Genomic DNA, 12,481 nt, shown 5'->3' on the forward strand with positions numbered 1-12,481 from the left:
CATGAGCGACAAACAGCAGAGCATCATCGGTGCCGGCGTGCCGCGCATCGACGGCCCGGACAAGCTCTCCGGCCGCGCCAACTATGCCGCCGACAACCTGCCGCCCAACCTGGCCTACGGCTACGGCGTCTTCAGCACCATCGCCAGTGGCAAGGTTTCGCAGTTGAGCATCGACGAAGCCCGCAACATGCCGGGGGTCATCGACATCTTCCACCACGGCCACTTCCCGACGCTCTATCACACGCCGTCGAGCCTGGCCCAGGGCAACAAGGTCGAGGAGACCCGGTTGCCGTTCGAAGACGAACGTGTCTACTACGAAGGGCAATTCGTGGCGCTGGTGGTCGCGGATACCTTCGAGAACGCGCGGGCGGCAGCGCGCCGGGTCAAGGTGACCTACGCGACCGACAAGGCCGTGGCCAATCTCGAGCAGGGCCTCGAAGCCAACGGCACCCAGGCGGGCAGCGGCAATCATGAGCGTGGCGATGCGGCATCGGCCTTCGATAGCGCGGCGACCACCATCGACGTGACCTATCGGACGCCGGTGGAGACCCACAACCCGATGGAGATGCACGCCTCCACGGCGTGGTGGGACAACGGCGATCTGACGATCTTCGACGCCTCTCAAGGCGTGGTCGTGGCGAAAGGGGCGCTCTCCAAGATTTTCGCCATGCCGCCGGAGCGGATCACCGTGCATGCGCCCTACATCGGCTCCGGCTTCGGCAGCAAGCTGTGGACCTGGCCGCACGCCATCGCCACTGCGGCGGCATCCCGCGAGTTGGGGCGTCCGGTGCAGCTCGTCGTGCCGCGCCAGCAGATGTTCACCACCACCGGTCACCGGCCGGAAACGCGCCAGCGCCTGCGGCTGGCCACGGACGAAAACGGCAAGCTGGTCTCGCTGCGTCACGAGTCGATCAATACGACGTCGTTCGTCAATCAGTATGTCGAGACCTGCGGCAGCGTGACCAAGAGCCTCTACAGCTGCCCCAATTTGACGGTGAGCCACGAGACCACCCAGGTGAATCGCGGTACGCCGACCTCGATGCGTGCGCCAGGTGCGGCGCCGGGGTTGTTCGCGCTCGAATCCGCGATCGACGAGATGGCCGACGCTGCCGGGGTCGATCCGGTGCAGTTCCGTCTCGACAACTATGCCGAACGCGACGAGAGCAAGGATCTGGATTTCTCGAGCAATCATATCGTCGAAGCGACGAAACGGGCGGCGGAACGGTTCGGCTGGGCCGATCGCAATCCGAAGATCGGCAGCATGCGCGAGGGTCGCGAGATCGTCGGCTACGGCATGGCGGCGTGCAACTGGGAAGCGCTGAAGATGGCCTGCGACGCGCGCGTCTCGATTCGCGCCGACGGCACGGCGTTCGCCTCCTGTGCCACGCAGGACATCGGCACCGGGACTTACACCATCGTGGCCCAGACGGTCAGCGACGTGACCGGCATCCCGATCGATCGCATCACCGTCAAGCTCGGCGACTCCTCCTACCCGGATGGGCCGGTCTCCGGCGGCTCCTGGGCGACGGCGACCACGCTGCCGGCCATCGCCGGGGCGGCGCGCAATGCGCTCGACGAGATGAAGCGCTACGCCACCGGCAGCAACGGCGCCTTCGCCGGGGCGTCCGGCGACGATCTGGAAGTCGCCAACGGCGGCCTGCGCAATGCCGACGGCAAGCAGGTGAGCTTCGCCGAGATACTGGAGGCCGGTCGTTACGGCAGCGCCGACGGGGAAGCGCATACCGAGGCCGCCGACTCGAAGTACTCCTACCGCTCCTTCGGCGCCCATTTCGTCGAGGTGCGCTGGGATCCGGGCATTTCGCATCTGCGCGTGGCGCGGGTGGTCAGCGCCATCGACGTAGGTAAGGTGATCAACGAGACCACCGCGCGCAACCAGGTCGAAGGCGCCGTGGTGATGGGCATCGGCATGGGCCTGTTCGAGGCCACCGAGTATGACGAGCGCAACGCCCGCCCGGTCAACAACGACTACGCCGAATACGTGGTTCCGGTGCACGCCGACCAGCCGGAGATCGACGTGATCCTGCTCGACTATCCGGATCTGGCATTCAACGAGTACGGCGCCCGCGGTATCGGCGAGATCGGTGTCACCGGCTTGGCGGCCGCCATTGCCAACGCGGTCCATCACGCCACCGGCAAGCGCATCCGCGAACTGCCGATCACCCTCGACAAGCTGATGGACGACGTGCCCCGTACGCAAAGCGCGTAGTGAATAAAGAGGCGCGCAGCGCATAACAGATAGACAGACGCAGAGCGCGTGATACATCGACTGGCACGATTTGCCTGAGGTGAATCCCTTGGCGGTAAACGCAAGCCGCCGCCCTCCGGAAATGCCAAACCGGAGGGCGGCGGTTTTTTCGATCTCGCTTTTACGGGTTTGATGCTACTACTGCTGCAACGTCGCTTTGACGAGCTTCTGCATCGCCTGCTGCAGCGGTCCGATGGCGGGGCAGTCGGTGGCGCCATGACGTTCGGCGATCCATGCGGGGTCGTTGTAGCCGAGCCAGGTCTGGCCGTCGTCGTCCTGCCAGACCAGCGCCTTCATCGGCAGGTCGATGCCGGCGGTGGGCGCGCATTGCATCAGCGGCGTGGCGGTCTTGGGATCACCGAAGATGATGACTTCGTTGGGCAGCAACGCCATGCTGCGGGACATCGCGCTCTGGCGATGGTCGACACGGGCAAACACGGTCATGCCGCTGGTGCGGACCTGCTCGGCGAAGCGCGAGGCCGTGTCGTGAACGCTGGCATCGCTCCTGGCGACGATGAGCCCCGGCACCTCGGCGGCCGGTTCCTGCGCCAGGACCGGGGCACTGATGGCCAGGGAGGCCAGTGTGGTTGCCAGGATGCGTCGTAGCTTTGCCGTGCGTGGAACGACGGAGCGGATCATGCAGTTCTCTCCCAAATCTGTTCAGTCAGTGAGCGGCTGACGCTGGCTCGTGGATCAATGGTGTGACGTGCTCTGATAACTGGTCAGGGCGGCTTCGGCCAGATCGACCTCGCGGACCAGTTTTCGCAGGACATTATCGTTGATGCGGTCACGCTGGCGCATCTTGTAGTACTGGCGCCGTTCCGCACGCAGCGCTTCCAGGCGAGTCTCGCGCTCCAGTTGGCGTGAGGCGGAAAGCTGTGGTGTTGCCGTATCGGCCGAGTGGAGCGTCAGTCGTTCGCGATAGTAGTTCATCAACTGCGAGCTGACCTCGTTGAAGGCGAGGATCGTTTCGTCGTTGATATGGCTGCGGGCGAATTCGCCCGTGCGGTCGTGGTGATAGCGTTCGATGCGATAGATCGCGGCTTCGGCACCGGCGATGCGCGCCTTGCGTTCTTCCTCGAATTCATGAGTGTCGTTGGGGATCCTGAGATTGCGCAGTACCAGCGGCAACCCGATGCTGCCCGTAATCAAGGTAAACAGAATCACGCCGGTGGCCAGGAAGATCAGCAGCTCTCGTGCCGGGAAGTCGGTGCCATCGTTCATCAAATGCGGAAGAGACAGCGCCGCTGCCAACGTGATCGTGCCGCGGATCCCGGCAAGCGTCGCCGCCAGCATCAGCTTGAACGGAACGCGCCCCGTATCGCCCGCAGAGGATGGATGTGGCTGCCGCTTGAGAGCGGCCATCAATCGCGACAGTCCACGTCCCGTGGCACTGGCGAGCCAGATCCAGACGAAGCGCGAGATGAGAAGGGCGATCGAGATTGCGGCCACGTAGCCCAGCAGGCGCAGGAATTCGTAGTCGCCGACGTCATGCAGCGAATGGTCCAGCGCGCCGCTGATGATCGCGGGCAGTTGGAAACCCAGCAGCAGGAAGACCAGGGCGTTGAGCACGAACTCGAGCATCTCCCATACGCTCTGAGTCTGCATGCGGGCATGCAGTTGACCAACGCGCTTGATGTCGGCGCGGTTCATCACCATGCCGGCGGCTACGGCGGAGAGAATGCCGGACATCCCCAGATGCTCCGCCAGCAGGTAGGCGGCGAAGGGCAGCAACAGCACCAGCAGGATGACCTGTACCGTGGTGGCGTCGCCCAGGTGGCGCTCGATCAACCGTGTGCGCAGAAAGTTGAAGCCCAAAGCCAGCAGACCTCCCACGATCAGGCCGCCAATCGAGATCAGCAGGAAGCTCAGGGTGGCATCGGCCAGCGAGAAGGTTCCGGTCAGGGCGGCGGCGACGGCGAACTTGAACGCGACCAGACCCGAGGCGTCGTTCATCAGCGACTCGCCTTCGAGGATTCTCATCAGTCTCGGCGGCACCGGCAGGCGCCCCGAGATCGACGAGACCGCCACGGCATCGGTGGGGGAGAGAATCGCGGCCAGTGCGAAACAGACTGCCAGCGGCAGCGTCGGGAAAAGCAGATGAATGAAATACCCGACGCCGATCACCGTGAACAGCACGAGCCCCAGCGCCAGGGCCAGGATCGGCCCGCGCAGGATCATGAATTCGCGCTGGGGGAAGCGCCGGGCATCGGAGAACAGCAGCGGTGCAATGAACAGCAGCAAGAAAATTTCCGGCTCCAGTTCGACATGCAACCCCGAGGCTGGCCACGCCAGCAGGGCACCGAGAAAGATCTGCACCAGAGGTGTGGGGAGAGAGGGGACGAATCGTGCAATCACCCCGGTCGCTGAAGCGACCAACAGCAGAATCAGAACCAAGAACAGAGTATTCATCGACCCGAGCAACCGGTAGAAATCGTTAGCCGACGAGCTTAGCGGAAGTCGAACGTGTTGGGGGAAGAGGCGACGAAATTTCTTGGCCGGCCGTCGAGCGGGATCGGGATGTGGTGTCTATGCTGTGTTGGCAAGGCGGCGTCGATGTCCTGACAGCATGACGCCGCCTGGTATCCCGTGACGAAAGGCCTGTTTGCCGACCGAAACGCGGTCGGTGTTCGTCTGCGGTGTTCCGGCCTGGCTCGAGCCGTTCCAGCAGGGCTCGGGCCCGTGGCCCAGATCAGACTCGGGTCTTCCGCTCGAGGTGACTGCCCAAGACAACGAACCGTGGCGCAGCGCAGTGACGCGCTGAAGCGCTGCGGTCTTCGACCCCCGATGAGGAGCCGGCATGATGGACGATTCCGTGCATTCCCCCGATGACGCTTTGCAACCCCGCGACGCTTCGCGATCCAGCAATACCGTGACGGTCAGCCTGACGCTCAACGGCGAACCCGTCACCCTGGAGGTCGAGCCCAACGTGGTTCTGCTCGATGCCCTGCGCGAACGCCTCGACCTGACCGGCACCAAGAAGGGCTGCGATCACGGCCAGTGCGGCGCCTGCACTGTGCTGATCGACGGCCACTCGGCCAACTCCTGCCTGACGCTCGCGGTCATGCACGAGGGCTGCGAGATCACCACCGTCGAAGGACTCGCTCGCGATGGCCAGCTCCATCCGGTGCAGGAAGCCTTCCTCGAGCACGACGCCTACCAGTGCGGCTACTGCACGGCCGGGCAGATGATGTCGACCGTATCGATGCTCAATGACAAGCGCATCGGCAGCGATGATGCCTCGGTCAAGGAAGCGATGAGCGGCAACATCTGTCGCTGTGGCGCCTATAAGAACATTCTGAGTGCGGTCCAGTCCGCGCGCGCCAAGGCCTGAGGAGGACTTCCTGTATGCGTAACTTCGACTATCAGCGCGCCGGGGATGTCGCCGAGGCGACCGCTCTGCATGGCAACGACCACAGCGCCGATTTCATCGCCGGCGGCACCAACCTGATCGACATGGTGAAGCTCGACATCATGCGCCCGCAGCGTCTGGTCGACGTCAACCGGCTGCCGCTGACCGACCTCGAATCACTCGACGACGGCCGGCTCAAGATCGGCGCGCTGGTGACCAATACCGACCTGGCCTACCACGAGCGTGTCCTCGCCGACTATCCGGTGCTGTCCGAGGCGCTGCTGTCCGGCGCCTCCACCCAACTGCGCAACGTAGCCACCACGGCCGGCAACGTCATGCAGCGCACCCGCTGCCCGTACTTCCGCAACCCGGCGCGGCCGTGCAACAAGCGCGAACCCGGCTCCGGCTGTGGCGCGCTGGAAGGCATCAACCGCAACCATGCGGTGCTGGGGACGAGCGAACACTGCATTGCCGTGCACCCCTCCGACATGTGCGTGGGCATGCAGGCATTGGGCGCGACAATCACCGTCGAGGGACCGGGCGGCACCCGCGACATTCCCTTCGAGGAGTACCACCTGCTGCCGGGCGATACGCCGGAGCGCGAGCACGATCTGAACGATGGCGAGCTGATCACCCACGTTACCCTCGATGCCCCGATCGACGGCGCCAGGGGCCACTATCTCAAGCTGCGCGACCGGATGTCCTACGAATTCGCGCTGGCTTCCTGCGCTGCCGTGGTGGCCATGGACGGCGATGCCATCCGTGAAGCGCGCATCGCCCTGGGCGGCGTCGGCACCAAACCGTGGCGCTCTCATGAGGCGGAAGCGGCGCTCAGCGGCCAGCCCGCGACGGAGGAGACATTCGAGAAAGCGGCCGAGGCGGCCATGGCCGGCGCCGTGGCGCATCGCGACAACGCGTTCAAGATTCCACTGGCGAAGCAGGCGATCGTCCGCGCACTCGCGACGGTGACCGCACAGGGCTAAGGAGAGGCAACGATGACGGAATCAATCATTGGTCACCGCACGACCCGCATCGACGGTGAACTCAAGCTGACCGGCAAGGCGGATTACGCCGCCGATCACAACCTGCCCGGTCAGGTCTATGGCTATCCGGTGCCGAGCACCATTGCCCGCGGCCGGCTCGTGGGGCTCGATCTCGATGCGGCGCGCCAGGCGCCGGGCGTGATCGAGATCGTCCATCGCGGCAACTTCCCCGCGCTGCAGCATTCCGACAACAACCCGGCCTGCGGCTCCGAAGGCCGCCTGTTCCACTCGCCGAACACCATGGCGGAGCAGAACAAGGTCGGCGAAGCGCGTCTGCCGTTCGAGGACGACGGCATTCACTACGAAGGCCAGTACATCGCCATGGTGATCGCCGACACCTTCGAGCATGCGCGTGCCGCCGCACGGCTGGTCACCGCGCGCTACGAGGAGGAAACGGCGGTGCCGGGGCTGTTCCAGACCGATGACGAAGGCGAGGAGGCCGGCGACGAAGCGGTGTCGCGGGGCGACCCGGAAGGCGCCTTCGAGTCGGCGCCGGTCAAGTTCGATCACACCTACACCATTGCCATGGAAACCCACGTGGCGATGGAGCTGCATGCCTCGAACGCGACCTGGGATGGCGATCGCTTGACCATCTACGAATCCACCCAGGGCGTGGTGTTCCAGCGCAACGCCATGGCGCAGATCTTCGGGATTCCGCCGGAGAAGGTCACCGTCATCGCGCATTACATCGGCTCGGGCTTCGGCAGCAAGCTGTTCATGTGGCCGCATGCGGTGATCACCGCCGTCGCCGCGAAGATGGTCGGCCGGCCGGTCAAGACGGTGCTGTCGCGCCAGCAGAACTTCTGCAGCGCCGGCAACCGCCCGGCTTCGCGCCAGCGCATTCGCATGGCCGCCGACCGCGACGGCAAACTATTGTCGATCCGCCACGACAGCCAGAACGAGACCTCGTTCGTCGATGCCTATACCGAGTCGGTCGGCAGCGGCACGCCACGGGTCTACGCCTGCGACAACGTCTCGGTGTCGCAGCGCCGGGTCCAGGTCAATCACGGCACGCCGACCTCGATGCGTGCCCCGGGAGAAGTGTCGGGCAGCGTGGCGCTGGAGATCGCCATGGACGAAATGGCGATCGAACTCGGCATGGACCCGCTGGAGCTGCGTCGCAGGAACTTCGCCGAGCGCGATCCTTCCGCCGATCTGCCGTGGTCCGGCAACCATCTGCGCGAATGCTGGGACGACGCCTCGCGGCGCTTCGGCTGGGAGAAACGCAATCCGCAGATCGGCTCGATGCGCGATGGTCACGAGATCATCGGCTGGGGCATGGCGGATGCCACCTGGGAGGCGATGCGCAGCCACTGCAAGGCCCGGGTCGAACTGCGCGCCGACGGCAAGGTGCAGGTCGCCTGCGGCACCCAGGATATCGGCACCGGCACCTATACCATCGTCGCCCAGACCGCCAGCGAACTGACCGGCGTGCCGCTCGAGCGCATCGAGGTCAAGCTGGGCGATTCGACCCTGCCGGCCGGGCCGCTCTCCGGCGGTTCGATGGCGACCGCCACCACGCTGCCGGCGGTGGCCGGAGCGACCCGCGACGCGATCGAACAGCTCAAGCAGCTCGCGATCGCCGACGGCGCGCCTTTCGAGGGCAAGGAAGCCGATGCGCTCACGTTCGAGAACGGCACGCTCAGCGACGGCAGCCAGACGCTCTCCTTCGCCGAGCTGCTCGACAAGCTGCAGCGCGGCATGGCGGAAGGCGAGGCCAGCGCGGCGCCGGGCGAAGAGCAGGACAAGTTCTCGTTTCGCTCGTTCGGTGCCCACTTCGTCGAGGTACGCTGGGACCCGGGCATTTCACGCCTGCGGGTCTCTCGTGTGGTCAGCACGATCGACGTCGGCCGGGCGATCAACCCGTTGACTGCCAGGAACCAGGTCGAAGGGGCGATCGTGATGGGGATGGGCATGGGCATGTTCGAGGAGACCGAGTACGACTCAGCGGGCAACATCTACAACAACAACTACGCCGACTACATCGTGCCGGTGCATGCCGACATTCCCGATATCGAGGTCGAGCTGCTCGACAACCCCGACTACAACTTCAACGAGTTCGGCGTCCGGGGTATCGGCGAGATCGGGATTACCGGCATGGCGGCGGCGATCTCGAACGCCGTCTACCACGCCACCGGCAAGCGGATCCGAGACATGCCGATCAAGATCGCTGATCTGATCGCGTCCCGGTGATGTTCTGGTAGCGCGTGGTGCGGCGGGCTATTCCGCTCGAGCCGCCATCGCGCCGCGCAGAAACAGATCGACGCAACGCGTGACGCGCTTCTCCATCGCCGCCCGTGAGGGCGGCGATTCCAGTTGCAGCACGCGGATGAGGTGCCATTCGCCCAGCAGCATGCCGAGAAAGATGCCGGCGAGTTCGACGGCATCGCAGGCCGGCATGAGCTGCCTTTGCATCCGGCGCTCGAAGTAGTCCGCCAGCGCACGGCGTACGCGGCCCGGACCGCCGTCGAAGAACAGCCGGGCCAGTGGCGGCTGGCGAGGGCTTTCCGCCACGACCTCGCGGTAGATCCCCAGGGTTTCCTCGTCCATCACCTTGATCAGCAGGTCGATCCCCAGGCGTTGCAGCGCGGCCTCGATGGGCAGTTCGTCGACGCCCTCGGCGGTCAGGGTGTCGTAGATATGATGCGAACGGCGTTCGATCATTGCCTGAAACAGCCCTTCCTTGTTGCCGAAGTGGCGATAGAGAGTGGAGAGGGAACCGCCAGCCTGGGCGACGATATCGTTGACGCTGACCTGACCATAGCCATGTTCGAGGAACAGCCGTTGCGCTGCGTCGAGCAGGGCATCCCGACGCTGGCGGCCGCGCTCGGTCGTCGGTGGGGAGTCTTTGGGGGCTGGCGATGACATGGCGCTTCCTCGTGCCGGCGTGGTCCGATTTCGGTGGCCCGGTGGCGTTTTTAAAAAGATAGTGTAGTCTACACTACACATTAAGTGGGTGTGCGTCTCCGGCATGAAAATAGGCTCGGCATGAAGATCAAGAAGAAACTCTATTCGGCGGCAGTGATACTGATCGCGGTGGTCGTGGCGCTGATTTTCGCGTGGCACTGGTGGCAGACCGGCCGCTATTTCGTCGAGACGGACAACGCCTACGTGCATACCGATAGCGTCGCCGTGCGCGCCGAAATCAGTGCGCGGGTCACCGAGGTGGCGGTGGAAGACAACCAGCGCGTCAAGCAGGACGATCTGCTGGTCCAGCTCGACGACCGCGATACCCGTAGCCAGCTGGCGCAAGCCCGGGCGCAGTTGGCCGTCAGCACCGCCAACGTGACCCAGGCGGAACGCCAGGTGGCGCTCGACCAGGCCAGCATCGACGAGGCCCAGGCGCAGGTGACGGCGGCGCAGTCCGATGTCGCCCAGGCGCGCCAGCATCTCGAACGCTCGCAGTCGCTGGCGGCGAACAATTACGCCTCGCGCCAGCAGCTGCAGGACGATCAGGCCACGCTGCGCGTCGCCCAGGCAACGCTGGCGGCGCGTCAGGCGAGCGTCGAGTCGGCGAAGCGTCGGCTGTCGGCGGACCAGGCCTCGATCGACAGCGCCAAGGCCAATCGCGAGGCGGCCCAGGCCGATATCGACTACGCCCAGAGCCAGCTGGAGAAGACCCGTATCGTCGCCAGACGCGACGGCGTGATCGGCAATCTCACCGTCGAGCCCGGTGATCTGGCCCAGCCCTCGCTCACCTTGATGCAGTTGGTGCCCGTCCAGACGGCCTACGTGGTCGCCAATTACAAGGAGACCCAGATCGGAAGAATGCGAGTCGGTCAGCCGGTAGCGCTGGAAGTAGACGCCTATCCCGACATCGAGTTCACCGGCAAGGTCGACAGCGTGGCGCCAGCCACCGGCACCCAGTTCAGCCTGCTGCCGCAGGACAACGCCACCGGCAACTTCAACAAGATCGTCCAGCGCGTGCCGGTCAAGATTCGCGTCACCGGCCCCGAGGAGCAGCTGTGGCGGCTGCAGTCCGGCCTTTCGGTGGTTCCCTCCGTGGATACCCGCGAGGTCGACGGCCAGGCGATCTATTTCGACCCCGGCCCGCATCTCGACGACGGTTCGGATCTTGCCGTCGACGACAAGTCGTGAATCCGCGCCGTGCGTATCGGTCATGAGTGTCGGCCATGAGTGAAGTCGCAGCACCCTCAGGGGCCGGCCCGCAGGAGATGCCCTCGTGGCACTACCGCTTCGGGTTCATCGCGGCGGTGTTCGGCATGTTCATGGCGATCCTGGATATCCAGATCGTCGCCAGTTCGCTGAACGAGATCCAGGCCGGGGTTTCGGCCTCGAGCGACGAGATCTCCTGGATCCAGACCTCCTATCTGGTCGCGGAGATCATCATGATCCCGCTCTCCGGTGTGCTGATGCGCTGGCTCTCCACCCGCGTCGCCTTCGTCATCTCCTGCGCCGGCTTCACGTTGGCCAGTCTCGGTTGTGCGCTGGCCAACAACATCGAGCAACTGATCGTGCTGCGCGCTATCCAGGGCTTCATGGGTGGCGCGATGATTCCGATCACCCAGGCGATCAGCTTCACGCTGTTTCCGCGCCGGGCGATGGGCGCGGTCCAGGGCGTGATCGGCATGGTGGTGACCATGGCGCCCTCGATCGGCCCGACGGTGGGCGGCTATGTCACCGAGCTCTTCAGCTGGCACTGGCTGTTCCTGGCCAACGTGGTGCCGGGGATTTTCGTGACCCTCGCGGCGTGGCGTTTCCTCGATATCGACGAGGGCGATGCGAGCGTCGCCAAACGGCTCGATTTCCGTGGCCTGATCCTGATCGCGCTGTTTCTCGGCAGCCTCGAATTCGTGCTGGAGGAAGGGCCGGGCGACGACTGGTTCGCAAGCGAGCTGATCGTGTGGATGACGCTGCTCTGCGCGGCTTCGTGTGTCGGCTTCTTTTGGCGAGTGTTCAGCTATGATCACCCCATCGTCGATCTTCACGCGTTCAAGAACCTTAACTTCTCCATCGGTACCGGTCTGGTGTTCGTGGTCGGGATCGCGATGTACGGCCTGGTCTACCTGATGCCGCTGTTCCTCGGTGGCGTACGCGGTTATTCGAGCCTGCAGATCGGCGAGGTGATGTTCGTCACCGGGGTGGCGATGTTTTTCACCGCGCCGATCGTGGGGCGGCTGACCAATTCGGTCGACCTGCGCGTGCTGCTGTTCTTCGGTCTGACGCTGATCGGCATCGGGACGGTGATGAACAACAACCTGACCAGCGAATCCGGCTTCTGGCAGTTCTTCTGGCCGCAGATCGTGCGCGGCATGGGCATGATCCTGTGCATCATTCCGGCGTCACGGATCGCCCTGGGCACGTTGCCACCGCAGGAGCTGGGCAATGCCGCTGGGCTCTTCAGCGTGATGCGCAACCTCGGCGGCGCGGTCGGCCTGGCGATGCTCGATACCGTTCGCGACTGGCGGGTGGACTATCACTGGAATCAGCTGATCCCGGCGCTCAACGAAGGGCGAATCGCGGTCCAGCAGCAGATTGACAACTATCAGGCGATGCTGGTCGGTCACGTCGCCGACCCTTATCACAGCGCCGTGGCCCTGCTCGGCCAGCGCTTCGGCGTCCAGGCCCAGGTGCTGGCCTACAACGACATCTTCCTGTGGCTGGGCTGCATCTATCTGCTCTGCGTGCCGCTGGTGTTTCTGCTCAAGAAGATCGAGCATTGACTGCGGGCTGCGGGCTGCGGGCTGCGGGCTGCGGGCTGCGGGCTGCGGGCTGCGGGCTGCGGGCTGCGGGCTGCGGGCTGCGGGCTGCGGGCTGGGGGCTGGGATCGTCGGCGTATCATTCTGGCGAAGCTCGAAG

9 protein-coding genes are annotated in these 12,481 nt (G+C 64.8%); 6 read left to right on the plus strand and 3 right to left on the minus strand.

The annotated features are described in order from the left end of the window. The first annotated feature begins 1 nt into the window (after position 1). A complete protein-coding gene (locus DOM32_RS16315; RefSeq protein ID WP_110636491.1) occupies positions 2 to 2,227 on the plus strand; it encodes a xanthine dehydrogenase family protein molybdopterin-binding subunit in 2,226 nt (741 codons plus the stop codon). Between the two features lie 177 nt (positions 2,228 to 2,404). On the opposite strand, the gene DOM32_RS16320 is transcribed toward DOM32_RS16315, so the two are convergent. Both DOM32_RS16320 and DOM32_RS16325 read right to left on the minus strand, forming a co-directional pair. After that, on the minus strand, positions 2,405 to 2,905 hold the full coding sequence (locus tag DOM32_RS16320; protein WP_110636494.1) for a DUF302 domain-containing protein: 501 nt from the start codon (positions 2,903 to 2,905) through the stop codon (positions 2,405 to 2,407). 54 nt (positions 2,906 to 2,959) lie between these two features. Next, positions 2,960 to 4,678 (minus strand): Na+/H+ antiporter, encoded by a 1,719-nt coding sequence (locus DOM32_RS16325; RefSeq protein ID WP_110636497.1) that lies wholly within the window; start codon positions 4,676 to 4,678, stop codon positions 2,960 to 2,962. Between the two features lie 388 nt (positions 4,679 to 5,066). Between DOM32_RS16325 and DOM32_RS16330 the strand changes: the two genes are divergently transcribed. Genes DOM32_RS16330 through DOM32_RS16340 form a run of 3 tightly spaced genes read left to right on the plus strand, consistent with a single transcriptional unit; the run spans position 5,067 to position 8,854 of the window. Further along, the gene (locus DOM32_RS16330; RefSeq protein WP_110636500.1) at positions 5,067 to 5,600 is read left to right on the plus strand and encodes a (2Fe-2S)-binding protein; all 534 of its coding nucleotides are present in this window, start codon (positions 5,067 to 5,069) and stop codon (positions 5,598 to 5,600) included. Positions 5,601 to 5,614: 14 nt separating this feature from the next. Beyond that, a complete protein-coding gene (locus DOM32_RS16335; RefSeq protein WP_110636503.1) occupies positions 5,615 to 6,601 on the plus strand; it encodes an FAD binding domain-containing protein in 987 nt (328 codons plus the stop codon). 12 nt (positions 6,602 to 6,613) lie between these two features. Further along, a complete protein-coding gene (locus DOM32_RS16340; protein ID WP_110636506.1) occupies positions 6,614 to 8,854 on the plus strand; it encodes a xanthine dehydrogenase family protein molybdopterin-binding subunit in 2,241 nt (746 codons plus the stop codon). Between the two features lie 27 nt (positions 8,855 to 8,881). Here DOM32_RS16340 and DOM32_RS16345 read toward each other — a convergent pair whose 3' ends face one another. Next, positions 8,882 to 9,529 (minus strand): TetR/AcrR family transcriptional regulator, encoded by a 648-nt coding sequence (locus DOM32_RS16345; RefSeq protein ID WP_071232703.1) that lies wholly within the window; start codon positions 9,527 to 9,529, stop codon positions 8,882 to 8,884. 120 nt (positions 9,530 to 9,649) lie between these two features. Here DOM32_RS16345 and DOM32_RS16350 point away from each other — a divergent pair, with 120 nt between their 5' ends. Together DOM32_RS16350 and DOM32_RS16355 are read left to right on the plus strand one after the other, a co-directional pair. Then, on the plus strand, positions 9,650 to 10,759 hold the full coding sequence (locus DOM32_RS16350) for an HlyD family secretion protein (protein WP_110636508.1): 1,110 nt from the start codon (positions 9,650 to 9,652) through the stop codon (positions 10,757 to 10,759). A 35-nt stretch (positions 10,760 to 10,794) separates the two neighbouring features. Then, positions 10,795 to 12,345, plus strand: coding sequence for a DHA2 family efflux MFS transporter permease subunit (locus tag DOM32_RS16355; RefSeq protein ID WP_071232705.1), 1,551 nt, complete (start codon positions 10,795 to 10,797; stop codon positions 12,343 to 12,345). The last annotated feature ends 136 nt before the right edge of the window (positions 12,346 to 12,481 follow it).

The sequence above is a fragment of the Salinicola salarius genome (assembly GCF_003206135.1).
GTDB classification, from domain to species: Bacteria; Pseudomonadota; Gammaproteobacteria; order Pseudomonadales; family Halomonadaceae; genus Salinicola; species Salinicola salarius.